At 65.5% G+C, this 24,125-nt stretch carries 24 protein-coding genes; 8 read left to right on the top strand and 16 right to left on the bottom strand.

Features of this window, described 5'->3' with window-relative positions; genetic code table 11:
• Positions 1–24: 24 nt before the first annotated feature.
• Positions 25–1,932: a propionyl-CoA synthetase gene (locus EOD29_RS21260; protein WP_127247737.1), complete on the bottom strand. Its 1,908-nt coding sequence runs from the start codon at positions 1,930–1,932 to the stop codon at positions 25–27.
• A 582-nt stretch (positions 1,933–2,514) separates the two neighbouring features.
• Between EOD29_RS21260 and EOD29_RS21250 the strand changes: the two genes are divergently transcribed.
• The 3 genes from EOD29_RS21250 to EOD29_RS21240 are packed head-to-tail and all read left to right on the top strand — an operon-like array spanning position 2,515 to position 4,219.
• On the top strand, positions 2,515–2,802 hold the full coding sequence (locus EOD29_RS21250; RefSeq protein ID WP_067324253.1) for a PqqD family protein: 288 nt from the start codon (positions 2,515–2,517) through the stop codon (positions 2,800–2,802).
• Entirely contained in the window at positions 2,802–3,236 is a 435-nt protein-coding gene (locus EOD29_RS21245) for a lasso peptide biosynthesis B2 protein (protein WP_127247735.1), read from the top strand. The genes EOD29_RS21250 and EOD29_RS21245 overlap by 1 nt, the downstream gene beginning before the upstream one ends.
• Positions 3,233–4,219 (top strand): serine kinase, encoded by a 987-nt coding sequence (locus EOD29_RS21240; RefSeq protein WP_127247733.1) that lies wholly within the window; start codon positions 3,233–3,235, stop codon positions 4,217–4,219. Before EOD29_RS21245 ends, EOD29_RS21240 begins: the two co-directional genes overlap by 4 nt.
• 16 nt (positions 4,220–4,235) lie before the next feature.
• Here EOD29_RS21240 and EOD29_RS21235 read toward each other — a convergent pair whose 3' ends face one another.
• The 15 genes from EOD29_RS21235 to EOD29_RS21165 all read right to left on the bottom strand — a co-directional run bounded on the left by EOD29_RS21235 (position 4,236) and on the right by EOD29_RS21165 (position 17,973).
• Positions 4,236–5,261, bottom strand: coding sequence for a nucleotidyltransferase family protein (locus tag EOD29_RS21235; RefSeq protein WP_127247731.1), 1,026 nt, complete (start codon positions 5,259–5,261; stop codon positions 4,236–4,238).
• A gap of 58 nt (positions 5,262–5,319) precedes the next feature.
• On the bottom strand, positions 5,320–6,306 hold the full coding sequence (dhaK, locus tag EOD29_RS21230) for a dihydroxyacetone kinase subunit DhaK (RefSeq protein WP_095824316.1): 987 nt from the start codon (positions 6,304–6,306) through the stop codon (positions 5,320–5,322).
• A gap of 25 nt (positions 6,307–6,331) precedes the next feature.
• Positions 6,332–6,763: a hypothetical protein gene (locus EOD29_RS21225; protein WP_127247729.1), complete on the bottom strand. Its 432-nt coding sequence runs from the start codon at positions 6,761–6,763 to the stop codon at positions 6,332–6,334.
• A 7-nt stretch (positions 6,764–6,770) separates the two neighbouring features.
• Positions 6,771–8,345, bottom strand: coding sequence for a phosphoenolpyruvate--protein phosphotransferase (ptsP, locus tag EOD29_RS21220; protein WP_164763797.1), 1,575 nt, complete (start codon positions 8,343–8,345; stop codon positions 6,771–6,773).
• Positions 8,346–8,386: 41 nt separating this feature from the next.
• Positions 8,387–8,689 carry an HPr family phosphocarrier protein gene (locus EOD29_RS21215; RefSeq protein WP_067324266.1) on the bottom strand — a complete coding sequence of 101 codons (303 nt, stop codon included), beginning with the start codon at positions 8,687–8,689 and terminating at the stop codon, positions 8,387–8,389.
• A 19-nt stretch (positions 8,690–8,708) separates the two neighbouring features.
• Positions 8,709–9,098, bottom strand: a complete 390-nt coding sequence (dhaM, locus tag EOD29_RS21210; RefSeq protein WP_127247725.1) for a dihydroxyacetone kinase phosphoryl donor subunit DhaM — start codon at positions 9,096–9,098, stop codon at positions 8,709–8,711.
• A complete protein-coding gene (gene dhaL, locus EOD29_RS21205; RefSeq protein ID WP_127239913.1) occupies positions 9,098–9,697 on the bottom strand; it encodes a dihydroxyacetone kinase subunit DhaL in 600 nt (199 codons plus the stop codon). The genes dhaM and dhaL overlap by 1 nt, the downstream gene beginning before the upstream one ends.
• 10 nt (positions 9,698–9,707) lie before the next feature.
• Positions 9,708–11,348 (bottom strand): dihydroxyacetone kinase subunit DhaK, encoded by a 1,641-nt coding sequence (locus tag EOD29_RS21200; protein ID WP_127247724.1) that lies wholly within the window; start codon positions 11,346–11,348, stop codon positions 9,708–9,710.
• A 52-nt stretch (positions 11,349–11,400) separates the two neighbouring features.
• Positions 11,401–12,414, bottom strand: coding sequence for an ABC transporter ATP-binding protein (locus tag EOD29_RS21195; protein WP_127247722.1), 1,014 nt, complete (start codon positions 12,412–12,414; stop codon positions 11,401–11,403).
• Positions 12,407–13,513, bottom strand: a complete 1,107-nt coding sequence (locus EOD29_RS21190) for an ABC transporter ATP-binding protein (protein ID WP_127247720.1) — start codon at positions 13,511–13,513, stop codon at positions 12,407–12,409. Before EOD29_RS21190 ends, EOD29_RS21195 begins: the two co-directional genes overlap by 8 nt.
• A 2-nt stretch (positions 13,514–13,515) precedes the next feature.
• Positions 13,516–13,722: a hypothetical protein gene (locus EOD29_RS21185; RefSeq protein WP_127247718.1), complete on the bottom strand. Its 207-nt coding sequence runs from the start codon at positions 13,720–13,722 to the stop codon at positions 13,516–13,518.
• Positions 13,719–14,669, bottom strand: coding sequence for a carbohydrate ABC transporter permease (locus EOD29_RS21180; protein ID WP_127247716.1), 951 nt, complete (start codon positions 14,667–14,669; stop codon positions 13,719–13,721). Before EOD29_RS21180 ends, EOD29_RS21185 begins: the two co-directional genes overlap by 4 nt.
• The gene (locus EOD29_RS21175) at positions 14,666–15,613 is read right to left on the bottom strand and encodes a sugar ABC transporter permease (protein WP_127247714.1); all 948 of its coding nucleotides are present in this window, start codon (positions 15,611–15,613) and stop codon (positions 14,666–14,668) included. Before EOD29_RS21175 ends, EOD29_RS21180 begins: the two co-directional genes overlap by 4 nt.
• A 101-nt stretch (positions 15,614–15,714) precedes the next feature.
• A complete protein-coding gene (locus tag EOD29_RS21170) occupies positions 15,715–17,046 on the bottom strand; it encodes an ABC transporter substrate-binding protein (protein ID WP_127247712.1) in 1,332 nt (443 codons plus the stop codon).
• A 237-nt stretch (positions 17,047–17,283) separates the two neighbouring features.
• Entirely contained in the window at positions 17,284–17,973 is a 690-nt protein-coding gene (locus EOD29_RS21165) for a PIG-L deacetylase family protein (protein ID WP_127247710.1), read from the bottom strand.
• A 23-nt stretch (positions 17,974–17,996) separates the two neighbouring features.
• Here EOD29_RS21165 and EOD29_RS21160 point away from each other — a divergent pair, with 23 nt between their 5' ends.
• The 5 genes from EOD29_RS21160 to EOD29_RS21140 form a co-directional block, all read left to right on the top strand.
• Complete coding sequence (locus tag EOD29_RS21160) at positions 17,997–18,887, top strand: DMT family transporter (protein ID WP_127247708.1); 891 nt, start codon at positions 17,997–17,999, stop codon at positions 18,885–18,887.
• A gap of 52 nt (positions 18,888–18,939) precedes the next feature.
• On the top strand, positions 18,940–21,399 hold the full coding sequence (hrpB, locus tag EOD29_RS21155; RefSeq protein WP_127247706.1) for an ATP-dependent helicase HrpB: 2,460 nt from the start codon (positions 18,940–18,942) through the stop codon (positions 21,397–21,399).
• 257 nt (positions 21,400–21,656) lie between these two features.
• Positions 21,657–22,982 (top strand): ActS/PrrB/RegB family redox-sensitive histidine kinase, encoded by a 1,326-nt coding sequence (locus tag EOD29_RS21150; RefSeq protein ID WP_095824307.1) that lies wholly within the window; start codon positions 21,657–21,659, stop codon positions 22,980–22,982.
• Between the two features lie 107 nt (positions 22,983–23,089).
• Positions 23,090–23,653 (top strand): ActR/PrrA/RegA family redox response regulator transcription factor, encoded by a 564-nt coding sequence (locus EOD29_RS21145; RefSeq protein ID WP_040974834.1) that lies wholly within the window; start codon positions 23,090–23,092, stop codon positions 23,651–23,653.
• A gap of 270 nt (positions 23,654–23,923) precedes the next feature.
• Positions 23,924–24,125 (top strand): Na+/H+ antiporter NhaA (locus EOD29_RS21140; protein WP_206520481.1); only part of this gene is annotated, 202 nt, incomplete at its 3' end.

Here is a 24,125-nt window from a genome sequence, read left to right as displayed (position 1 = left end):
TCGCGTTGCGATCCCGCGAGACGGCTAGATCCCGATGCCGCGCCCCTTGAGCGCCGCCGTGATCTCGTCGAGGATCGCAGGATCGTCGATGGTCGCCGGCATCGTCCATTCCTCCTTGTCGGCGATCTTCTGCATCGTGCCGCGCAGGATCTTGCCGGAGCGCGTCTTCGGCAGCCGCTTGATCGTCACCACCGTCTTGAGGGCTGCGACCGGGCCGATCCGCTCGCGCACCAGGCCCACCACCTCGCTTTCGATGGCGCCGGTGTCGCGCGCCACACCGGCGTTGAGCACGACGAAGCCGAGCGGCACCTGGCCTTTCATCGCGTCGGCGATGCCGATCACGGCGCATTCGGCGACGTCCGGATGCGCGGCCAGCACCTCCTCCATCGCGCCGGTCGAGAGGCGGTGCCCGGCGACGTTGATGATGTCGTCGGTGCGGGCCATGACGTAGAGATAGCCGTCCTCGTCCATCATGCCGGCGTCGGCCGTCTTGTAGAAACCGGGGAACTCCTCGAGATAGGCTTGGCGGAAGCGGGCGTCGGCGTTCCAGAGCGTCGGCAGGCAGCCTGCCGGCAGCGGCAGCTTGACCACGACATTGCCGAGCGTGCCGCGCGGCACCTCGTGGCCGGCATCGTCGAGAATACGAATATCGTAGCCCGGCATCGGCACGCCCGGCGAGCCGTATTTCACCGGCAATAGCCCGAGCCCGGCCGGGTTGATGGTCATTGGCGAGCCGGTCTCGGTCTGCCACCAATGGTCGATCACCGGACGGTTGAGCTTCTGCTCCGCCCATTTGATGGTCTCGGGGTCGGCGCGCTCGCCGGCGAGGAACAGCGTGCGGAATTTCGACAGATCGTATTTCGGCACGAACTCGCCGCGCGGATCCTGCCCCTTGATGGCGCGAAAGGCGGTCGGCGCCGTGAACAGCGCCACCACACCGTGTTCCGAGATCACCCGCCAGTAGGTGCCGGCGTCCGGCGTGCCGATCGGCTTGCCTTCGAAGAGCACGCTGGTGCAGCCATGCAGAAGCGGCCCGTAGACGATGTAGGAATGGCCGACCACCCAGCCGACGTCGGAGGCCGCCCAGAACACCTCGCCGGGGTTGACGCCGAACTCGTTGTCCATCGTCCATTTCAGCGCGACCATGTGACCGCCATTGTCGCGCACGATGCCCTTCGGCTGCCCGGTCGTGCCGGAGGTATAGATGATGTAGAGCGGGTCGGTGGCCAAGACCGGCACGCAGTCGACATTGGCGCCGGCGGCGCGCTCGCGGGCGACCCCATCGGCATAGTCGATGTCGTAATTGTCCTTCATCTCACAGTGCAATTGCTCGCGCTGCAGGATCAGGCAGGCATCGGGCTTGTGCTTCGACATCTCGATCGCCTTGTCGAGCAGCGGCTTGTAGGCGACGACGCGTCCCGGCTCCAGGCCGCAGGAAGCGGTGATGATCAGCTTCGGCCTGGCGTCGTCGATGCGGGTCGCGAGCTCATGCGAAGCGAAGCCGCCGAACACCACTGAATGCACGGCGCCGATGCGGGCCGAGGCGAGCATGGCGATCGCCGCTTCCGTCACCATCGGCATGTAGATAATCACCCGATCGCCCTTGCCGATGCCACGGTTCTTGAGGACAGAGGCGAGCGCGACCACCTCGCGCTTCAGTTCGGCATAGGTGAATTTCCGGATCGTGCCGGTGATCGCGCTGTCATGGATCAGCGCCAGCTGGTCGGCGCGCCCCCCCGCCACGTGGCGGTCGATGGCATTGAAGCAGGTGTTGCAGGTGGCGCCTGTGAACCAGCGGCCATAGACGCCCGCCGCCGGATCGAAGACCTTTTCGGCTGGCGAATACCAGTCGATCGCTTTGGCCGCTTCGGCCCAGAACGCTATGGGGTCGCGTTTCCAGCCCTCATAGACTTCGTGGTAGCGTGAGGCCATCGACTTTTCCTCCCCAGGAACATTCCGTCGTATGGCAATAGCCTAAGCCGCTTTGGCCGGCCATGTCTCCTCGCATTTTGGTCGGCGTTGCCGGCAAACGGATCCAGCCGCTCCCGGAGCGCGCTATGACGTCAGCAAGTGAATTCGGCTTAGAGCGGCAGTGCTGCCAGCATCAGCCCGACACCGCCGGCTATTAGAATGGCGGCCGCCAATGCCTTCCGATGGCGTTCGAATGCCGTCGGAGCGCGATCCCAGTTGTAACGCATACTGTCCACTCCCCAAAAAGCCGGCAGACTCTTAGCTTACTTATGGGAAAGATGGCAACCCTGGCGCGAACGGCGGCTTTGATAGTGGTTCCAGCTCACCATCATTCTCGCGCGAGTTGGATAGTCTTTCCGGGGAAGTTTTGATGGAAAGAACTTACGAAAAACCGGTTCCGGTCAGGCGCGGGAAGCTGTCGAGCATCGTTGCGGGCCCGAGCGGCCCGATAGGCCCGGCCGTCTGACACGCAGCGTAGCCCGCTTGGCAATGGACAGCGGCGGCATGCCGCGCTAATTGCAGTTCGGCATAGAGAGCGGGCGTATGGCTGAAATCGCCTTTGAAACGGTTCTGCGGATGGCGGACGACGCCTCCGTGCAGCATGTCGGCGACGGCGCCGTGGTGCTTCTGGCGCGCAGCGGCCAGCTTTACACCTGCAACGGCACCACCGAAGCGTTCCTCGACAAGGTCGACGGCGCCCGCAGCCTCGACCACATCGTCGATCTGCTGTCGGAAGAATTCGAGGTCGACAAGGCGACGCTCGGCGACGACATGACGGCGCTGGCCGCCGAGCTGGTGGCCGAAGGCATCCTTGCCGACCCGGGCGCGTGATGGCCGGCGGACCGTTCCTGCGCGCCCTGTTCCGCACTCATCTGTGGCTCAGCGCCCGGCTGATACCGGTACTGGTCGCCCGGCGCGATTTCGAAAGCGTGCTGAAATTGGCGCCGCTGCAATTGCCCACACCCTATCGTGGCCTGCCATGCAGCTACGTCGTCGGCCGCGTCAACCGCACGGTTCGGCATCCCTGGGTGATGCGTGATCGCAGATGCCTGAGGGAAGGGCTGCTCGGTTTCCGCTTCCTGCGGATGGCGGGCTTCAACCCCGACCTCCATTTCGGTGTCGATGCCAAATCGATGCATGAGCCGCGCCTGTCGGCGCATTGCTGGGTTTGCCTCGACGGCAAGCCGGTGGTCAGCGACAGCCTTCCCGACATGGTTGAAATCTATCGCCACCCCGGCGGCAGCGTGAAGGCGCGCGCCGCTTGACCGGCGCCGCAGCCACCGTTTGCTATGACCTCAACGGCCAGGTCATCGGCATATCGGCAGAGCGCGCCGAGCTCTGGCCGAGCTTCGATCTGATGCTCGGCACATTGCGCGTCAATGAAGCGGTCGAACCCGGCTTTCGCATCGATATCCTCGAAACGTCGGCGCTGCCCGAAAACCCGGAAGGGGAGCTCGCCTTCGACGGCGAAGTGCCGCTGGACGGCCATTGCCGCATCATCGACGCCGGCGACGTGGTCCATCTGGTCTTTCCCGGCCTCCAGACGGCCTCGATCCGTGCCGACGAGGGTGCGGCCGAAATCCGCGTTCATCCCGACAGCAAGGTCAAATGGACGCTGCTGATGATGGTGCTGGATGCCGCGCTCGAGTCCGGCGGGCAGCACATGCTCCATACCGCCGGTCTGACGCTGCCCGATAGCGGGGCGCTCGTGCTGATCCATGCGCCGAGCGGCACTGGCAAGTCGACGACTTCAATGGCGCTGGCATCGCAGGGCTTCGGCCTATGCTCGGACGATGTGATGATCCTCGGTGCGACATCTGAAGGCACCCTGGCCTGGGGCATGCCGCGCAAGGTGAAGATCCATCGCAACACCGCGGCGATGCTGCCATTCCTCTCGCCCTGCCTTGGCGACAGATGGGACGCCGAGGGCGAGCAGGCCGTCTCGCTGGAGCGTCTCGCCGAGATCATTCGCATCGAGGACGTCCGTCCCAGGCCGGTCTCGGCGCTGCTGCATCTGGCGCGCTCGACCGACGGCCACACCCGGCTCACGCCCTTGGCCAGGACCGATGCGATGGTCGCGCTTGCCACCGACAATGTCAGGACCGGCCTGACCGGCCTGTTGCCGATGCAGCAACGGCGGATGGCGTCGATCGCGGCACTGGTCAGGGCCGTCCCCACTTTCACCCTGGAAGTCGGCTCGAGCCCGGCCGATGCAGCGGGGCTGATCCGCGGCGCGGTGGAGGAGTAGATCTCCAAACGGGCCTTCAGGCCGGATAGGGCCTTGGCCGGGCAAGCCGCTGGACCCAGCGGAAGGCGTCGCGGCTAAGGCGCGAGCGCATCTTGTCCCGCGAATTGACCCTGATCAGCATGTTGCCGGTGATCAGCCATTTGGCGAGCCGTATCGACAGATCGGGCTCGATGCGGTTGGCAAGGGCGATCGCGCGCGGCTCGTCGAACAGCCGCCCGGTCACATTGAGCACGGTCGCCAGCTCGAGTTCGATGCCGGTCATACGCGCGGCATCGAGAAGGCGCGCTTCGGATTCCGGCGATTGCAGAGCGCGCACACCTTGCAGCACGTCGATACAGAGCTGCAGCCGGTGGAATTTGTGGCCTCCGGCGGCATGAACGATGGCGATGGTGAGCAGCGACGCCGGCGTGTCGGCCTCGCCGCCGTCAATGATCTGCAACTCGCGGAAGCCGAGCGACAGGCGCCGCCGCATGCCGGTGTCATGCACCAGATTGCCGTGCAGCTCGATCAGCAGACTGGAGTTCTCCTTCTCCAGCCACTTGAACTCCTGCAACTCATGCGATTCGGCCTCGCCGCTGCCAAGCGTGAAGCCGCATTCGGCGATCACGTTGTTGGCCTCGCCGATGCTGGCCGGATCGACAAGTATGTCGATGTCGGTGAACGGCCGATCGGCAGCATGGCGATAAAGCTTGCGCGCGAACACCGGGCCCTTGACGATGCGAGCCGCAACGCCTTTCGCGGCCAAGGCCTTCATGATGCGGTCGCCGTGATATTGCAGCAGCATCGACTGCCCGGTCGCCAGTGTCGCCTGATCGCGAAGCTCGGAGAGTTTTTGCCGCAGGGCGGCATCGTTCGGCAGATCGGCCTCGCCGATTTCCCGAAGCTTGCGCAGCATGATCGGCAGCACGCCGTGGAACTCGGCATTGGCGAGCAGCGCGATGAGGCTGCTTGCCGAGAGGGCCCCGCCCCGCTCGGACGGCGCCTCCGGATCGGCAAATTCGAGCAGCAGCTTTTCTTCGGCAGGTGAAAGCGGGAGCAGCATCAACCGGGCAATATCGCGAACAACAGGCGACCATGGTCGCAGAAAAGCCCGCGCGACGCTACATCCCCCAGCGCAGCGCCGCCGTGTGCACCGGAGCGTCCCAAAGCGCCGTCGTCTCATCCTCGAGCATCGTCAGCGTGATCGAGCAGCCTGCCATGTCGAGCGAGGTGACATAGGAGCCGACCAGCGAGCGGGTCACCGTCACGCCTCTCTTCTCGAAGATTTTTCGCGCGCTGTTGTACATCAGATAAAGCTCCATCGATGGCGTGCCGCCGAAGCCGTTGACGAAAAGCAGCGCCGGTCCCCAGGCGCGGTCACCAAGATCGCCGAGGATTGCCGTGCAGATCTCCTCGGCGATGGCGTCGGCACCCTTCAGATCATCGCGCCGCCGGCCGGGCTCGCCATGGATGCCGACGCCGAATTCCATCTCGTTGTCGCCAATGTCGAAGGTCGGCCTGCCCGCAGCCGGCACCGTGCAACTGGTCAGCGCCACGCCCATCGAGCGCGTCGCGGCGTTGACGCGGTCGCCCAGCGCCTTGAGCTCGGGCAGTGGCATGCCTTGCTCGGCCGCGGCGCCGACGATCTTCTCCACCACCAGCGTGCCGGCCACGCCGCGCCGACCGGTGGTGTAGGACGAATTCTCGACCGCGACGTCGTCATTGGTCACCACCTGCAGAACGCCGTCCGACATTTCGGCGGCCATGTCGAAATTCATCACGTCGCCTTCATAGTTTTTGACGATAAACAGGCAGCCGGCGCCGGTGTCGACGGCTTGCGCGGCCGCGAGCATCTGGTCGGGCGTCGGCGAGGTGAAGACCTGGCCGGGGCAGGCGGCGTCGAGCATGCCGTGGCCAACCAGCCCGCCATGCAGCGGCTCGTGGCCGGAGCCGCCACCCGAGATCAGCGCCACCTTGCCCGGTTTCAGCGTCTTGCGGCGAACGAATTTGTGCTCGTCGCCGATCGCGAGGATGTCGGAATGCGCGGCGACGAAGCCATCGAGGCTTTCGGTGAGGACCGTGTCCACCGAATTCAGAAACTTCTTCATGGCAGTCCTCCCGAATAGAGATCGCTCAGCCGCTGCCCCTGCCGGCGATGCTGGTGATCTTCTGGATGAATTCGTTGATCGCTCGGTCGAGCGCTGCGTTCTGCTTGTCGTCGCCGAAATCCGGCACGATGAGCGAGACGTGGCGCGTCTTGCGCGGACCCGAAGCCGCCGGCAGCTTGCCCGGATGCGCCTGGTGGTAGGCGGCCAGGAACTGGTCGCGCTCGGCCGGGCTGAAATGGCAGACGGAAAAGATAGCCGGCAAATGCTTCGACGGGATCGGGATCGAATAGGCCGGGCTGGAGATTTGCGTGACGAAACTGCGATGCTTGCCGAGCGCATCGGCAAGTCGCTGGCGCATGCCGGAAGGCCGCTGGTCGATGACTTGCGACAGGATGGTCTTATACGCGCGGATCGCGTCTTCCGCGCCGGCTTCTTGTATCTTGGCAGGCTTGGCCATGCTGTGCTTACACCGGAACGTCCGCTATGGCCGCCTTGGCCATGGCGAGTTGCGCCGGAGCCACCGATAGGTCGCGCAGGCCGGCCTCAATCAGTGCCGGAATGGCGGCCGGATCGCCGCCGGCATCGCCGCAGAGGCTGACCGGAATTCCTTTCTCGCGCCCGAAGGCCGCGACCGAAGCGATCAGCCGCATCACAGCCGGATGGCGGACAGCGTTGAGATGTGCAACGGCGGCGTTGTCACGCGCGGCTGCCATCACATATTGCGTCAGGTCGTTGGAGCCGATCGAGAAGAAGGCAACGTCGGCAAAAGCCTCCGGCGCGATGGCCACCGAAGGGACCTCGACCATGATGCCCAGCGGCGGCAGCTTGTGCGCAACACCGCGCGACGCGAGAGCGGCCTCCTCCTCCGCAAACAACGCGGCGGCCTGCCTGTGCTCTTCGGCCCTGGCGATCATCGGAAACATCACCTTCAGATTGCCGTGGACGGCGGCGCGCAGCAATGCCCGGATTTGCACCCGGAAGATGTCGCTCCGCGCCAGCGACAGCCTGATACCGCGCAGGCCGAGAAACGGGTTGGTCTCCTCGACGGTGAAGTCGGGGATCGGTTTGTCGCCGCCGGCATCGATGGTGCGGATGGTCACCGGTTTTTCTCCGGCCCATTCCAGCACCTTGCGGTAGGCTTGGTACTGTGTCTCTTCGTCCGGCAGGGCCTTGCCGAACAGGAATTCGGTGCGCATGAGCCCGACGCCATCACAGGTCGCAATGTCGATGCCGTCGACATCGGAAGGGTAGGCAATGTTTACCTGCACCCGCACGCAAGTGCCGGCCTTGGTCGCCGCCGGCTGGGCGAGAAAAGTCTGCGCCTGGCCTTGGCGCGCCGCGAAGGAGGAGGATGATTGCCGGAACGCCTCGATCTCCTTCGGCGAGGGCGAGAGCACGATGCCGCCATGCTCGGCGTCGAGCAGCGCGTTTCCGGTGGGCTCGTCCGCAAAGGCACCAAGCCCCACCACCATCGGCACGCCGCGCGAGCGTGCCAGCATGGCGGCATGGCTGGCGGTGCTGCCGGCCTCGAGCGCAATGCCGCCGCCTCTGCTCCAGTCGGTTTCGAGGAAACGCGTCGGCGCGATGTCCAGGCCATAGAGGATGGCGCCGAGGGGCGCCGCGGTCTCGCTATCCTCGCTCAGCGCTCGCAGCACCTGGTCGCGGATGTCGCGCAAGTCCGCGGCGCGTGCCCGGAAATAGTCCTGGTCGGACGCCTCATAGCCGGCGATCTCGGCATCCAGTGCTTGCCGCCAGGCAGCGTCGGCCGGCTCTCCGGAGCCGAGCGCCGCGAAGGCGGGCGCGCTCAGCGCGACGTCCTCCAGCATGGCGATGTGGAATTCGAGGATGCCGGCGGCATCGCCATCGGCCGTCTCGACAAGCGAGGTCAGCCGGCTCACCGCCTTGCCGATGGCCGCCTTCAGCGCTGCTTTCTCCTCCGCCTCGCTCGCCTTGGCCACATAAGCAGCCGGTGGACGGTCGAGGTTGAACAGCGGCCCTTCGGCGTAGCCGGGAGAGGCAGGGATGCCCTCAATCCGCATGGCCCGCATTCCTTGCGGATTGAGAGGGCGGCAGACCCGGCTCAAGCGGAGCGGGCATGATCCGCATCCTCGTCGAAATCGCGCTGCACCAGGCCGACCAGCGCTTCGACCGCGTTGCTTGCGCCGTCGCCTCGCGCCCTTATGTGCAGCACGGTTCCTTTCGGCGCCTTGGCCGCCATGACCTTGACGATGCTCTTGGCATCGAACCAGGGGCCGTTGGCGGCGACTGCCACCTCCACCTCGGCCGTGAACGACTTGGCGAGCTTGGTGAACTTCACCGAAGGGCGCGCGTGCAGGCCCACCTCGTGGGTGATCAGAACCGTGGCTTCGGCGGATGCGGACATTCAGTCGATTCCCGTTCACTCACGACGACGACAATTCATGCGCCGTCGCCACCACTTCCTTGAGCGATGCGCCGCCGGACGATTCCGTCGCCGCCATCACCGCACCCTCGACGATCGGCGCATTGCAGACGACTATTCTGCGGGATCGCGGCTCGCCGATCATTTCGACCGCCATCTCGCTGTTGGTCTCGGCGCCGCCGAGATCGACTAGGATGGCGACGCCCGCTTCCGACCAGGCCTTGTCGATCGCGCCCATGATCGCCTCGACGCTGGTGCCGAGCCCGCCATGGCCGTTTCCGCCGCACCATGCAAGCGGCACTTCGTCGCCCACCATCTGGCGCACCATGTCGGCCGTGCCTTCGGCGACAAGCGGCGAATGCGAGACGATGACGATACCGACATTGCTCATCAAGAACCCTCGATCGCTTCAGCGACTGCGCGCACCAAGAGCGCGGTCGAGCGCGCCCCGGCGTCCATATGCCCGATCGAGCGCTCCCCCAGGAAAGAGGCGCGCCCACGCAAGGCCTTCATCGGCACGGTGGCTTCGGCCGCCTTGTCGGCAGCGTCTGCGATTGCGGCAGCCGTCTTGCCCTGCGCCAGTGCCTCATACACCGGCTGCAGCACGTCGAGCATCGTTTTTTGCCCCGGCTGCGATTTGCCGCGCGCCGAAACCGCCTCGATCGCCTTACCCAGCGCCGCTGTCAGCGCGGCGCGGTCGGGCGTGCCGGACAGTTCCTTGCCGAGCGCCATGAACAGAGTACCGAACAAGGGCCCGGAGGCTCCACCGACGGTCATCACCAGCTTGGTGCCGACCGCGGTCAGCGCGTCCGGCAGCGGTTTTGCCGCGATTGCGGCCTTTTCGGCGCGCACCGCATCGAAGCCGCGCTTCATGTTCAGACCATGGTCGCCGTCGCCGATCGCCTGGTCGAGCGCGGTCAGCTCGTCGGCATGCGCCGCGATCGTATCCGCAGTCGCCGCGATCAATTGTGAGAAATCGGATGCGGCCATCGCCTGTCCTTCATGCCGGGGCGAACATGGCCACCACGGCCGCGAACGCCTCGGCAACTGCAAACGCGCCCGGATCCGTTATGTCAAGCTGGCGGCCGATATAGGCCGAGCGACCGGCCTTCGCCTTCTGCATCGCCACCGTCGCCTGCGCGCCGCTCCGCGCGGCCGAAGCAGCCGCCTCCAGCCCGTTCGTGTCGAGCGCCTTCAGAGCCGGCTCCAGCGCGTCGACCATTGTGCGGTCGCCGAGCTTCGCGCCGCCGTAGAAGGTCATGCGGTCAAGGCCGGCGAGCAGCGCCTTGCTGAGCGGCGCGCCGCCGTTGAGCGACTGTGCGGCAGCCGTGAAGAAGATCGACAAAAGCACGCCGCTGGAACCGCCCATGGAAGTTCCCAATGTATCGCCGATTGTGGCGAGAGTTGCGGCCTTGTCCGCAAGCGGCAGCGTGTCGACGCGGTCGAGCACGCTGCGTGCGCCGGTCGCCACCGTCGATCCGGTGTCGCCGTCGCCGGCTTTGGCGTCGAGGCCATTCAGAGCCTCCTCGAGCGAGATCAGCTTCTCGCAGACCGCAGCAATCAGCCGCTCGGCGCCGGCGTCACGGCTGGCCGCCTTGGCGATGTCGCGACCTGCCGGCTGGGCTGTGGCCACCACGACCGGCGGGCGAACCGGCCTGGCCGGCAGCCAGGCATGCGGGCCGACCGGCGCCAGCAGCGCCGCCTCGCGCTCCGCCTCGAGCCTGATCAGCGACAGCGAAAACCCGTTCATGTTGAGCGCGGTCATCAGATGTCCGGGACCGATCGTCAGCCTCACCGCCTTTGCCAGCGGCGAGGCCAGCACGGCATTGGCGATCAACGACATTTCGAGCGGCGGTACCGATCCGAGATTGTTGATCAGCAAGGCATAGCGGCTGCCGGCATCGAGCCGGGCCGCGAGGCGGTCGGCCATGATGGCGACGAGCGCACTGGCGCTCTGCAGGGTTATGCGCTCCACGCCCGGCTCGCCATGGATGCCGAGACCGATCTCGCCATCGCCGGCGCCGAAGCGGTCCTCGTGGGTCTGGCCGGGGATCGAGCAGGAGGAGAGCGAGATGCCGAGCGAAACAATATCCTTCGCCGCCGCCCGCGCTGCCGCCGCGACCGAGGCTAGGTCATGGCCGGATTCGGAAAGATGTCCGGCGATCTTGTGCACGAACAGCGTGCCGGCGATGCCGCGCGGCTGTGCGATGTCGGGCAGCGCGATGTCGTCGCCGACGATCACCATGTCGACCGCGAAGCCCTCGGCGCGGGCCTTTTCTGCGGCGAGGCCGAAGTTAAGGCGGTCGCCGGTGTAGTTCTTGACGATCAGCAGGCAGCCGGCCGGCCCGGTCGTCGCGCGGATCGCCGCCAGCACCGCCTCGACGCTCGGCGAAGCAAAGATCTCGCCGGAGACAGCCGCCGTCAGCATGCCGGCGCCGACGAAGCCCGCATGCGACGGCTCGTGCCCCGCGCCACCGCCCGAAACGACGCTGACCTTCGCCTTGTCCCAGTCGGCGCGCAGCACCACCTTGATCTCCGGATAGCCGTCGAGCCGCGCCAGCGCCCCGGAGCCGGCAGTGGCCAGATAACCGTCCAGCGCTTCGGTAACGACCGAGTCCTTGCGGTTGAAAAAGTGCTTCATGGATTTCGTCCAGTCCGTATCTGCGGGTCGTCAAAAAGTGCGGATGCGCCGGCTACATCAATCTTTGACCGTCCGACCCAAAATAAAGCGGCGAGCGATAGCGGATCGTCACTCTGTCCCCCTTTGCGAGCGGCGTGTCGGGATCGGTCAGCGTCACCAGCTTCTTGGCGCCCACCGTGACATGCAGATGGTTCTGGTCGCCGAGATGCTCGACCCAGTCGACGACGCCGTCGGCATGGCCGTTCGCCGCCTTTTCGATCGCGAGATGTTCGGTGCGCGCGCCGATCGTCGTCGTACCGGTGGGCGCGGCGCCGTCGGGCAGCAACCCTGCCGGCAGAAGGTTGATCGCCGGCTGGCCGAGGCGAGCCGCGACATGAAGGTTTGCCGGCTCGGAATAGATCGCGCGCGGCGTGCCGATCTGCACCAGCACGCCCTCGGAAAGGATGCCGATGCGGTCGGCCATGGTCATCGCCTCGATCTGGTCGTGCGTGACATAGAGCATGGTGGCGCCGAGCTCGGACTGGATGCGCTTCAGCTCGAGCCTGAGATCGGCGCGCAGCTTGGCGTCGAGCGAGGACAGCGGCTCGTCCATCAGATAGATCGAGGGCTTTCGCACCAGCGCGCGGCCGATGGCGACGCGTTGCATCTCGCCGCCCGAAAGCCTGGTCGAGCGGTTGTTGAGCTTGTGGTCGATGCGCACCATCCGCGCGACTTCCTCGACGCGGCGGCGGATTGCTTCCTCCGGAAAACGCCGCGCCGGCGAGCGCAGCGGGAAGGCGAGGTTGTCGAAGACCGAAAGATGCGGGTAGAGCGAATATTGCTGGAAGACGAAGGCCGTATCGCGCTCGGCCGGCGACAGCGCCGTCGCATCATGGCCGCCGATGTAAATCGTGCCGCTGTCCGGCCGCTCGAGCCCGGCGATCAGCCTGAGCGTCGTCGTCTTCCCGGCGCCGGTCGGCCCGAGCAGCACGACGAACTCACCGTCCTTGATCTGCAGGTCGAGATCGCTGACCGCGACTGTCTCGCCGAAGCTCTTGGTCACACCCTGAATCTGGACGTCAGCCATGGCGCGCCTCCACTGCCTGATCGTACATGGCGGTTTTCACCGCGCGTCCAGTGCCTTTCTCGAACAGCGACAGCCGCGTGCTGCTCAATGCCAGCCCTACCTGTTCGCCCGTATTTAGATGGATTCCGGCCGGCACCCGGGCCTTGATGATGCCGTCAGCCGTCTCCACCGCGACGATCTGCGTGGTGCCGAGATATTCGGTGCCGTAGATCGCGCCGCGCAGCTTCGAAGCATCATCGAAGCGGATGTGCTCGGGGCGGATGCCAAGCGCCATGTCGGCCGGCGCAATATCCTCGCGCACTTCCGGGACCGTCACCCTGGCGCCCTGCACGACGATCTCCTTCGCACCCTTCGGGAGCCCACCGCCGAAGCGCAAGAAGTTCATCGGCGGCGAGCCGATGAAATCGGCGACGAACATCGTGGCCGGCCGGTCGTAAATCTCGCGCGGGCTGCCGAACTGCTCGATGACGCCGTGGTTCATCACCGCTATCTTGTCGGCCATCGACATCGCTTCCATCTGGTCGTGCGTGACATAGACGGTGGTGGCGTGGATGCGGTTGTGCAGCTCGCGCAGCTCATGCACCATCAAATCGCGGAACTCGGTGTCCAGGGTCCCAAGCGGCTCATCCATCAGGAAACATTTCGGTCGCCTGACGATGGCGCGGCCGAGCGCGACGCGTTGACGGTCGCCGCCGGCAAGACCGGAGACCGACTTGTCGAGCAGGTGGTCGATGCGCAGCAGCTTCGCGGTCTCCTCGACGCGGGCGCGGATCTCGGCCGACGCCATGCCTTGCGCCAGCAGCGGGAAGCCGATGTTCTTGCGCACATTCATATGCGGATAGAGCGCGAAGAGCTGGAAGACGAAGGCGATGTCACGCTCGCGCGCCCGGCGCATGGTGACGTCCTCGCCGCCGAGCAGGATCTTGCCGCCGGTGGGCAGTTCGAGGCCGGCGATCATGCGGAGCGTCGTCGTCTTGCCGCAGCCCGACGGCCCGAGCATCACGAAGAACTCGCCGTCCTCGACAACGAAATTGGAATCCTGCACGGCAACGAACTCGCCGAAGGCTTTCCTCAGGTTCTGAACACGGATCTCGGCCATTTCTATTCCGGGAATTTCGAGACGACGATGAACATGGCGGTGCCGGCGAGCATGGTGACGAAGGAATAGCTGTAGAGCGACAGCGCGAAAGACTGGAACAGCATCAGGAAACCGATGGCGATGATCGCCGTGGCGATGTTTTCCATCAGGCCGCGTCTTGCCCAGACGGGCCAACGCGATTTGCGTTTTGCAGGCTGGATCGTGCTCATTTGCGCACCGCGCCGAAGGTAATGCCGCGCAGCAATTGCTTGCGGAGCAGGATGGTGAAGACCAGGATCGGCACCAGGAATATCGTCGTGCCGGCGGCGACTGCCGGCCAGTCCTGGCCGCCTTCGCCGATGATGGTCGGGATGAAGGGCGGCGCCGTCTGCGCCGTGCCGGAGGTCAGAAGCGCGGCGAACGCATATTCGTTCCAGGCAAAGATCAGGCAGAAGATGGCGGTCGCGGCAATGCCGGTGGTCGCCTGCGGCAGCACCGTGCGCCAGAAGGCCTGCAGCCGCGTATAGCCGTCGATCATCGCCGCTTCTTCGTATTCGCGCGGGATCTCGTCGATGAAGCCCTTGAGCAGCCAGACCGCCAGCGAGACGTTGACCGCGGTGTAGAGCAGGATCATGCCGAGCGCGGTGTCGGAGAGGCCGAGCTCGCGGTACATCAGATAGATCGGGATCGCGACGGCGATCGGCGGCATCATGCGCGTCGACAGGATGAAGAATAGGAGGTCGTCTGCCAAAGGCACCTTGAAGCGCGAGAAGCCGTAGGCCGAGAGCGTGCCGAGGAACACCGCGCAGAAGGTCGAGCCGAAGGCGATGATCAGCGAGTTGACGAAGCGCGGCAGGAAGTTGGACGGGCCGGCGATCACCATGTTGCGCTTGCGCACCGTCTCGTCGCAGAAGCCGGTCGCCGGTCCGAGCGAGTTTATGTATTCCGGCGTCTGCCTGGTGCGGGTCGTGAACAGGTTGCAGTAGCCTTCGATGCTAGGCTGGAAGACGATCTTCGGCGGATAGGCGATCGAATCCGGCGGCGTCTTGAAGCTGGTGGCGAAGATCCACAAGAGCGGCACGATCGAGATCAGCGCGTAGCCGACGACGAGCACGCCGGCGATCCGCTTCGAGTTCGTCGAAGGTGCGACGACGGAATGGGCGGCGGTCAGGCTCATCTCTGCTTCACCTTGTTGAGTGCCTTGACGTAGATGTTGGCAAGGCCGAACACCGCGACGAACAGGACGATGGCGAAAGCCGAGGAATAGCCGGTGCGCCAGCTTTCGAAGGCCTGCCGCTTCAGCGTGATCGAGGCGACCTCGGTGGTCGAGCCCGGTCCGCCGCCGGTGAGCAGGTTGACCATGTCGAACATCTTGAAGTTCTCGATGCCGCGAAACAGCACCGCCAGCATGATGAAGGGCAGCGCCATCGGCAGGGTGATCGACCAGAACTGCCGCCAGTTGGAGGCGCGGTCGACCTCGGCCGCTTCATAAATGTATTCTGGGATGGAACGCAGGCCGGCGAGGCAGATTAGCATCACGTAAGGCGTCCACATCCAGGTGTCGACGATGATGATCGCCCATGGCGCCAGCTCGACATTGGACAGCATCTGGACATTCGTCGGCGGGATGCCGGTGAGGAATGAGATGGCGTAGGCGAACAGTCCGATCTGCGGCTCGTAGAGGAAGCGCCAGAAATTGCCGACCACCGCCGGCGACAGCATCATCGGCACCAGGATGATCGTGGTCCAGAAGGCGTGGCCGCGGAATTTCCGGTCGATCAGCCAGGCGAGCGTGAAGCCGAGCACCGTCTGCAGCAGGATGGTCCAGAAGACGAAATGCGCCGTCGTCTGCATTGCGATCCAGATATCCTGGTCGCCGAGGATGCGCCTGTAGTTGGAAAGCCCGAGATTCTTGACCACTTCGTTCGGGCGGTTGGCGCGGTAATTGGTGAAGGAGAGGTAGATCGCCCAGAACAGCGGGAAGATGTTGATGGCTAAAAGCAGAAGGATCGTCGGCGAAATGAACAGCCAGGCGAGGCCCTTGTCGCTGATGCCCCGGATCTTCCTGGCCAACGGCTCGGGTGTGGCCCACGCAACGTTGTCCGCAGTCCGATTGAGCATGGTTAGTCCTGCATCGGTCACTGGTCAGCCTCGGCGATGAAATTTATCTGAACTGCGTCCCGTGCCAAGGCGGCACGGGACGCACCTGCTCGGGAGGAGCCTTACATCTTGCCGTCGTCCTGGAAGATCTGCGTCCAGTCCTTGACGAGGCCGTCGAGCGCATCCTTGGCCGAGCCCTGGCCGGCGACGACATAGTCGTGGAAGCGCTTCTGCGAGGCCTGCAGCAGCGGCGCGTAGCTCGGCTCTGCCCAGAAGTCCTTCACGATCGCCATGGAGTCGAGGAAGGCCTGCGCATAGGGCTGGCTGGACGGGAACTTCGGATCCTTGACGACGGAATTCAGGCAGGAATAGCCGCCGAGCGACCACCACTTGGCCTGCACGTCCTTGTTGGCGAACCACTTGATGTATTTCAGAGCCGATTCCTGCTTGTCGGAGTAGGAAACCACCGAGATGCCCTGGCCGCCGAGCTGCGCGAACTGGTCGCCGTCGGGACCTTTCGGATTGGCGAAGTAACCGATCTTGTCGCCGCCGACATTCTCGTCCTTCTGCAGGCCGGGCCAGGTGAAGGCGAAGTTCATGTGCATCGCCACCTGGCCGGATTTGAAGGCATCGACGCCTTCGCCCATGTAGCTGTTGGAGGCGCCGGGCGGTGTGCAGCAATCATAGAGCGCCTTGTAGAATTCCAGCCCCTTCACCGATTTCTCGGAATTGACGAAGCCGTCCATCTCATAGGGCTTCTCCGGGTTCTCGTACTGGAAGCCGTAGCTGTAGAGGACGTCCATGGCGCCCATGGTGATGCCTTCGGAGCCGCGCTCGGTGTAGATCGAGGCGCCATAGACGGTCTTGCCGTCGATCTGGCGCTTCTGGAAGAACTCGGCGATCTGCCTCAGCTGGTCGAAGGTCGTCGGCGGGGCGAGATCCCAGCCATACTTCTCCTTGAACTCCTTCTGCAGTTCCGGCCGCGAGAACCAGTCCTTGCGATAGGTCCAGCCGACCACGTCGCCCATGGCCGGCAGCGCCCAGTAGTTCGGCGTGTTCTTCGGCCATTCGGAATAGCCGACGACGGTCGCCGGCACGAAGTCGTCCATGCTGATCTTCTCCTTGTCGAAGAAGTCGTTCAGCTTGACGTAATGACCGTTCTCGGCCGCGCCGCCTATCCACTGGCTGTCGCCGATGATCAGGTCGCAGAGCTTGCCGTGTGAGTTGAGCTCGTTAAGGAAGCGGTCGGCATAGTTGGTCCACGGCACGAATTCGAACTTCATGCCGATGCCCGTTTCCTTGGTGAAGTCCTTGGACAGTTCAACCAGCGCGTTGGCCGGATCCCAGGCCGCCCAGCAAAGCGTCAGGTCTTCCGCATGCGCCGCGTTCGAGACGGCGGTCGACGCGAGTGCCGCCGAGGCCAGTCCCAACGCCAGTTTCAAGGTCGATTTCATGCCTTACCTCCCATTTGCGAAACGCGTCCGGATGACGGTTTCAAAAGCCTCAACCTCGCTCTTCCGAGGGCCTGAACATGGCGCGCGTCGCGCCGCCGATGTTTAGTAATTTGTTTAGTGATGCTCTTTTTACTAAACAACGCAAGCGAATTCGTTGCTGCGCCGCAGCATGACGAAAGCGGTGCTTGAAATCGTTGGGAAAACTGTGGGCTGCCTCGGCGGCTCGGCGTCAGCCGGCTACTTGGCGGTCTTCGGGCCCACCGTGACCGGCCGGATCCGCGGCGCCGGAGGCAGCAGCTCGCGGATGTCGGCAAAGGGGAAGACGGGCTGGAACCGAAACGCCTCGGCCAGCGCGCCGGGCCCGCCGTTGCATTGGCCGGCGCGGAACGCGTTCTGCATGCGTGCACCGTTGAGATAATGCTCGGGCCTCTGTGAGCGATGCGCGAGAATCGCCTGCGCCTTGAGGTCCCAGTGGCTGGAAATGTCGACGTAATGCGTCGGCGAGAAACCTGTGCCGCCGAGCGTGTCGGCATGCAGCACCGGTACCTCGAAGGACGCCGCGATGCGCACGCCATCCGACAGCGCGCGGTGGTCGCCGTGATAGTCGTTCGGCGCATGCGTGATCGCGAGGTCGGGTTGCACCTCGCCGATCAGCGCCTTGAGTGTGTCGATCAAAACGGCATCCGCAACCAGCGCCCCGTCGGGGAAACCGAGGAAACGCGGTGTGACGCCGAGCAGGCCGGCCGCCTCGGTCGCTTCCTCGCGCCGCGTTTTGACAAGCGACTTCGGATCGCCCTTGCCGCCCTTGGCTCCGTCCGTGGCTATCGCAAAAGTCAGCTCTGCGCCTAGCGCGGCATAGGCGGCCAGCGTACCGAACATGAATATCTCGATATCGTCGGGATGAGCCCCCAGCGCCAGTATCTTCACTTCTTTTCTCCCGGATATGGAACGTGCCGAACGGAATCCTGCTCGCCCTCGTCGCCTATGCAAGCTATTCGTGGAGCGATGCCGTCATCAAGAGCCTGGGCGGGCAGTTCACCGTCTTCGAGATCGGCTTCTTCGTAACCTTGTTTGCCGGCTGTTTCCTGTTCTTCACAAGGCCTGCCGATGAGCGCTGGCGCGACTTCTGGCGCACCAGCCGGCCCTGGGCCGTGCAGGCCCGCGCCTGGGCAGGCATCGCATCGGGCGTGCTCAGCGTCTATGCCTTCACCACCATTCCGCTGGCGGAAGTCTACGCGTTGATTTTCCTGGCGCCGTTGTTCGTCACCATCCTCTCCACTCTCATCCTGAAGGAGAAGGTTGGGCCGTGGCGATGGCTCGCCGTGGTCGCCGGCTTTGCCGGCGTCATGCTGGTTGTCAGGCCGGGTTTCCGCGAACTTCATCTCGGCCACCTCGCGGCCTTTGCCATCGCCTTTCTTGCCGCCACCAGCGTCATCCTGATGCGGTCGCTGGCGCAGCAGGAGAAGCGCACGACGATGCTCGGCGTGCTTGTCGGCTATGGCCTGCTCTTCAATGGCCTCGGTGTGGCGGCAACGTCGTTCACCTTGCCGGATGGCAATCAGCTGATCTGGCTGGTCATGGCCGGCGCCTTCACCGCCGGCGGTCAGCTGTTGCAGCTTCTCGCGGCCAAATACGCGCCCGCCAACCGGATCGCGCCGACGCATTATTCACAGATCGTCTGGGCGGTGGTGCTGGGCTCGTTGTTCTTCCGGGAAGATCCCGACCTGCTGACGCTGGCCGGCCTTGCGGTGCTCGGCGCCTCGGGCCTGCTGACCATGGTTCGCGAGGAGGTACGGCTGGGCACCGTGCGCTGGAACCCGTTCACGCGCACCAGGCTTTAGGCAATTCCGGGACAGGTTGCGCGCTCACCGTGGCCGCTGATATGCGGACGCCATGAACAGAGGAATTTTGCCGGAACTCCCGGTATCCGCCGTGCTGCCGGTGCTCGGCGAGGCGCTCGCCGGGCGCAACAGCGCCGTGCTGGTGGCGCCGCCCGGTGCCGGCAAGACGACGCTGGTGCCGCTGGCGCTGCTCGACGCGCCCTGGCTCGGCGAAGGCAGGATCGTGCTGCTGGAGCCGCGCAGGCTGGCAGCCCGCGCCGCCGCCCGTCGCATAGCCGAGCTTGTCGGCGAGGAGCCGGGTGGTACAGTCGGCTACGCGATGCGCATGGAGAACCGCACTTCAGCGCGGACAAAGATCCTCGTCGTCACCGAAGGCGTGCTGTCGCGCATGATCCTCGACGATCCCGAACTGCCCGGCGTTGCGGCGGTAATCTTCGATGAATTCCACGAGCGTTCGCTCGACGGCGATTTCGGCCTCGCGCTGGCGCTCGATGTTCAGGGCGCGCTGCGGCCGGATCTGCGCCTGCTGGTGATGTCGGCGACGCTCGACGGCGCGCGCGTCGCAAAACTACTGGCCGGGGCGCCGGTGGTCGAAAGCGAGGGCCGCGCCTTCCCGGTCGACATCCGCTATGACGAGCGGCCGGCCGGCATGGCGGTCGAGGACGCGATGGCCAGGGCGGTTCGCTCGGCTCTGGCCGCCGAGCAGGGCAGCGTGCTCGCTTTCCTGCCCGGACAGCGCGAGATCGAGCGCACCGCCGAGCGGCTAAAAGACCGCCTCGGTGATACAGACATCGTTCCGCTCTATGGCCAGTTGGACAACAGGGCGCAGGATGCCGCGATCAAGCCGGCGCCGGCTGGCCGCCGCAAAGTGGTGCTGGCGACCTCGATCGCCGAGACCTCGATCACCATCGACGGCGTGCGCGTCGTCATCGATTGCGGCCTGTCGCGCCTGCCGCGCTACGAGCCGGCAAGCGGCCTGACCCGGCTGGAAACGGTGCGCGTCAGCAAGGCTTCCGCCGATCAGCGGGCCGGCCGCGCCGGACGAACGCAGCCGGGCGTCGCCATCCGATTGTGGCGTGCCGAGCAGACGGCGGCGCTGCCCGCCTTCACACCGCCGGAAATCCTCGAGGCTGACCTTTCCGGCATGTTGCTCGACTGCGCCGCTTTCGGCGTCGCCGATCCGTCGAGCCTTTCCTTCCTCGACCCGCCGCCGGCGCCGGCGCTCAACGAAGCGAGGGTGTTGCTCAAAGCGCTGCATGCAATCGATGACGCCGGCCGCTTGACGGAGGCGGGCGCGGCGATGCGCAAGCTCGCTCTGCCCGTGCGGCTCGCGCACATGGTGGCCGAAGCGGCTGAGATCGGGCAGGCGCAGGAAGCGGCGATGCTTGCCGTGCTTTTGACGGAGCGCGGGCTTGGCGGCGACAGCGCAGATTTGGAACGGCGGCTGATCCGCTTCCGCGTCGAAAAATCGCCGCGCGCCGGTGCCGCCCGGCAACTTGCCGCACGCCTGGCCAAGCAGGCAGGCGGGGCAAGGGCAGACTCGCCAGCCGCGCCCGGCGCCTTGCTGATCCATGCCTGGCCGGATCGTGTCGCCAGAGCCCGCGGCGAGCGCGGCCGCTTCGTGCTCGCCAACGGTTCCGGCGCGATGGTCGATGCTGCCGATCCGCTTGCCGGCGAGAGCTGGCTGGTCGTCGCCGATCTGCAGGGCAAGGCGCAGAATGCCCGTATCACCGCCGCCGCGCCCGTCGACGAGGCCCTTATCCGCACCGCGCTTGCCGACCGCATCGAGACGAAGCGCGAGACGAGTTTCGACCGCGAGCGCCGCGTCGTGCGCGTGCGCGAGACCGCTCGCCTTGGCGCCATCACCCTTTCCGAGCGCATGCTGCCCGCACCTTCCGGTGCCGAGGCCGATCGGGCCATGCTGGACGCCCTGCGCGAGCACCGCCTGTCGCTGCTCGACTGGGGCAAGGAGGCGGAAACGCTGCGCCAGCGGCTCGGCTGGCTCTATCGCGGCCTCGGTTCTCCCTGGCCCGACGTCTCGGACCAGGCGCTTCTCGACCGTCTCGACGACTGGTTGCTGCCTTTCCTTGCCGGCGAGGCCTCCTTCGCGGCGATCAGGCCGACGGCGCTTGCGGCGGGGCTGATGTCGCTGGTCCCGCACGACCTGCAGCGCGAGGTCGACGCGCTGGCGCCGACCCATTTCGACGCGCCCTCGGGCAGCCATGTGCCGATCCGCTATGACGGCGAATGGCCGGTGCTGGCGATCCGCGTGCAGGAGCTGTTCGGTCTCGATCGCCATCCTTCGATCGCTGGCGGTAGGGTGCCGCTGACTCTGGAGCTCTTGTCGCCGGCGCACCGCCCGATCCAGACGACGCGCGATCTGCCCGGCTTCTGGCGCGGCTCGTGGGCGGATGTGCGCACCGATATGCGCGGCCGCTATCCCAAGCATGTCTGGCCGGAAAACCCGCTGCTGGCGGCCGCCACCAGCCGCGCCAAGCCGCGCGGGACATAGGTTCGTGCCGCTTTCGGCGGGCCATTCGCGTTAGTGGGCAACGCGCGTTGGCGATTGGCGCAAACGCCCATCACTTCGTCATCCTAGCGCCTGCGATCCGCTTCGCGTCGCTCCGCCCGTGGATGACGAAATCGCGAGGGGCCTCGGCCAATCATCAAGCCCTCATGATGGTGAACCGAAACAACGGCCGCTGACCGGTCAAGTCGCCGTCACAGCGCTACTAGCGCTCACCCTCCTGCGGCTATAATCGTAAGTCGATGATCAATATTCTGCGCGCGCCCGATTCCCAGCAGAGCCAGCGGCTGCGGCTCAACACGCTGATCCGCCTGCGCTGGCTGGCCATCGTCGGCCAGAGCATGGCGGTGCTTGTCGTCGCCTACGGGCTGAAATTCCCGCTTCCGGTCTCGCTGTGCTTCGCGCTGATTGCCTGCTCGGCCTGGATGAACCTCTGGCTCACCTTCCGCTATCCCGCGGCGCATCGGCTGACCCCGCTCTCGGCCTTCGTCATCCTTACCATCGACAGCCTGCAGCTCGCCGGCCTGCTCTATATGACTGGCGGCCTGACCAATCCGTTCTCGGTCCTGCTCTCGGTGCCCGTCGTCATTTCCGCCGCGTCGCTGCCGCTGCGCCTCACCGCGGTGCTCGGCGCGCTGGTTATCGCGGCGGCCACGCTGCTTGTGTTCTTCCATCTGCCGCTGCCCTGGTACGAAGGCGCGCCGCTGTCGATGCCCTTCATCTATGTCGCCGGCATGTGGATGGCGGTGTTCGCCTCGATCGCCTTCACCGCGATTTACGCCTTCCGCGTCGCGGCCGAGGCACGCCTGCTCGCCAACGCGCTCGCCGCCACCGAGCTGGTGCTGCAGCGCGAGCAGCATCTTTCGGCGCTCGACGGCCTCGCGGCGGCCGCCGCGCATGAGCTCGGCACGCCTTTGGCCACCATCACCGTCGTCGCCAAGGAAATGGAAAAGGCGCTGGGAGAAGATCCGAAATTCAGCGAGGACGTGAAGCTGCTGCGCTCGCAAAGCGAGCGTTGCCGCGAGATTTTGAAGCGGCTGACCAGCCTGTCCTCGGAAGGCGAGGCGCATCTTTCGCGCCTGCCGCTGACCTCGCTGGTCGAGGAAGTGACGGCGCCGCACCGCGACTTCGGCATCTCGATCCGGCTGCGCCCCGGCGAGCGCATCGGCCCGGAGCCGGTCGGGCAGCGCAGCCCCGGCGTCATCTACGGGCTCGGCAATCTGGTCGAGAACGCCGTCGACTTCGCCAAGAACACGGTCACCGTCAGCTGGAACTGGGACGGTGAGGAGGTCTCCTTCTCGATCATTGACGACGGGCCGGGCTTCCCGCCGGAAATCATCGACCGCATCGGCGAGCCCTATATGTCGACGCGCCAGGGGACGGAGGCCGGCGGCGGCCTCGGGCTCGGGCTTTTCATCGCCAAGACGTTGCTGGAGCGCTCGGGCGCGACGATCGATTTTCGCAATTCGAGCGGGCTCGGCGAGGGGGCGGTGGTGCAGATCACCTGGCCTCGCGGCGTCTTCCTCAATCCCGAGCATGCCCCGGGCACCGCATTCGACAATGCGTGAGCCTATGCATTTGGCGCATGGCAGCTTTGTTGCCGGGTGTAAAAATTGGACATTGCTGTTGCAGAATTGTATCTGCGTAAAAGTAAGGCAGTAGGATGCTGACGCAAATGAGCGCAGAAGAACCCACCGGCGCAATGGTAGAAGGCGAGGACACCTCGCTGCTGATCGTCGACGACGACAAGCCATTTCTCACCCGGCTTGCCCGCGCCATGGAAACCAGGGGCTTCGCGGTCGAGACGGCGGAAAGCGTGGAAGAGGCCGTCGCCAAGGCGCGCGCCCGCCCGCCGGCCTATGCGGTGGTCGACATGCGGCTCGGCGACGGCAACGGCCTCGACGTGGTCGCCGCCATCCGCGAGAAGCGCGACGATTCCCGCACCATCATCCTGACCGGCTACGGCAACATCGCCACCGCGGTGACGGCGGTGAAGCTCGGCGCTGTCGACTACCTGTCGAAGCCCGCCGATGCCGACGACGTCTTCGCCGCGCTGACCCGCACCGCGGGCGAGCGGGCAGCACCCCCGGAAAACCCAATGTCGGCCGACCGCGTGCGCTGGGAACATATCCAGCGCGTCTATGAAATGTGCGACCGCAACGTCTCCGAGACCGCGCGCCGGCTCAACATGCACCGGCGCACCCTGCAGCGGATTCTGGCAAAGCGGGCGCCGCGGTAACCTGCTTAAACGCGCGTACGGTGCTGCCGATGGCGAGTGTCGAAGGCAGCGCTGGCTGCCGCCTAGCAACGCTGGCGATTGGCGAAAACCGCGATGAGAGCGCCCCTCTCCCCGTCATACGGGGAGAGGATGCCGGCAGACAGGTGAGGGGCGGCGCCGGCGCTTGCAAGGAGGGCGACGGTGGCCGACCGGTCCATTGCTTGCCCGGTCGTTCAAGTTTGAGCATCATCGCGAAGGACACCGGCCGGCGGGCCATGTGACGGAGGGGGCATGCGCGACGAGCGGCCGAAATCGATGCTTCGCGAATTCCTCGACGGCGAGGCGGCCGGCGGCATCATCCTGATGGCGGCCGCCGCCCTTGCGCTCATCGTCGCAAACTCGCCGCTCGCCGAAACCTATTTCGCCGCCCTCCACGCCTATCTCGGTCCGCTCAGCGTCTCGCACTGGGTGAATGACGGGCTTATGGCGGTGT

The organism is Mesorhizobium sp. M1A.T.Ca.IN.004.03.1.1 (assembly GCF_003997555.1).
Lineage (GTDB): Bacteria > Pseudomonadota > Alphaproteobacteria > Rhizobiales > Rhizobiaceae > Mesorhizobium.
This window is presented reverse-complemented; position numbering and strand designations above follow the sequence as displayed.

What these genes read in the sequence shown, in the direction of transcription:
- EOD29_RS21260 (WP_127247737.1), bottom strand. Translation starts at nt 1,932, where the DNA reads ATGGCCTCACGCTACCACGAAGTCTATGAGGGCTGGAAACGCGACCCC.
- EOD29_RS21250 (WP_067324253.1), top strand. Translation starts at nt 2,515, where the DNA reads ATGGCTGAAATCGCCTTTGAAACGGTTCTGCGGATGGCGGACGACGCC.
- EOD29_RS21245 (WP_127247735.1), top strand. Translation starts at nt 2,802, where the DNA reads ATGGCCGGCGGACCGTTCCTGCGCGCCCTGTTCCGCACTCATCTGTGG.
- EOD29_RS21235 (WP_127247731.1), bottom strand. Translation starts at nt 5,261, where the DNA reads ATGCTGCTCCCGCTTTCACCTGCCGAAGAAAAGCTGCTGCTCGAATTT.
- dhaK (WP_095824316.1), bottom strand. Translation starts at nt 6,306, where the DNA reads ATGAAGAAGTTTCTGAATTCGGTGGACACGGTCCTCACCGAAAGCCTC.
- EOD29_RS21225 (WP_127247729.1), bottom strand. Translation starts at nt 6,763, where the DNA reads ATGGCCAAGCCTGCCAAGATACAAGAAGCCGGCGCGGAAGACGCGATC.
- ptsP (WP_164763797.1), bottom strand. Translation starts at nt 8,345, where the DNA reads ATGCGGATTGAGGGCATCCCTGCCTCTCCCGGCTACGCCGAAGGGCCG.
- EOD29_RS21215 (WP_067324266.1), bottom strand. Translation starts at nt 8,689, where the DNA reads ATGTCCGCATCCGCCGAAGCCACGGTTCTGATCACCCACGAGGTGGGC.
- dhaM (WP_127247725.1), bottom strand. Translation starts at nt 9,098, where the DNA reads ATGAGCAATGTCGGTATCGTCATCGTCTCGCATTCGCCGCTTGTCGCC.
- dhaL (WP_127239913.1), bottom strand. Translation starts at nt 9,697, where the DNA reads ATGGCCGCATCCGATTTCTCACAATTGATCGCGGCGACTGCGGATACG.
- EOD29_RS21200 (WP_127247724.1), bottom strand. Translation starts at nt 11,348, where the DNA reads ATGAAGCACTTTTTCAACCGCAAGGACTCGGTCGTTACCGAAGCGCTG.
- EOD29_RS21195 (WP_127247722.1), bottom strand. Translation starts at nt 12,414, where the DNA reads ATGGCTGACGTCCAGATTCAGGGTGTGACCAAGAGCTTCGGCGAGACA.
- EOD29_RS21190 (WP_127247720.1), bottom strand. Translation starts at nt 13,513, where the DNA reads ATGGCCGAGATCCGTGTTCAGAACCTGAGGAAAGCCTTCGGCGAGTTC.
- EOD29_RS21185 (WP_127247718.1), bottom strand. Translation starts at nt 13,722, where the DNA reads ATGAGCACGATCCAGCCTGCAAAACGCAAATCGCGTTGGCCCGTCTGG.
- EOD29_RS21180 (WP_127247716.1), bottom strand. Translation starts at nt 14,669, where the DNA reads ATGAGCCTGACCGCCGCCCATTCCGTCGTCGCACCTTCGACGAACTCG.
- EOD29_RS21175 (WP_127247714.1), bottom strand. Translation starts at nt 15,613, where the DNA reads ATGCTCAATCGGACTGCGGACAACGTTGCGTGGGCCACACCCGAGCCG.
- EOD29_RS21170 (WP_127247712.1), bottom strand. Translation starts at nt 17,046, where the DNA reads ATGAAATCGACCTTGAAACTGGCGTTGGGACTGGCCTCGGCGGCACTC.
- hrpB (WP_127247706.1), top strand. Translation starts at nt 18,940, where the DNA reads ATGAACAGAGGAATTTTGCCGGAACTCCCGGTATCCGCCGTGCTGCCG.
- EOD29_RS21150 (WP_095824307.1), top strand. Translation starts at nt 21,657, where the DNA reads ATGATCAATATTCTGCGCGCGCCCGATTCCCAGCAGAGCCAGCGGCTG.
- EOD29_RS21145 (WP_040974834.1), top strand. Translation starts at nt 23,090, where the DNA reads ATGAGCGCAGAAGAACCCACCGGCGCAATGGTAGAAGGCGAGGACACC.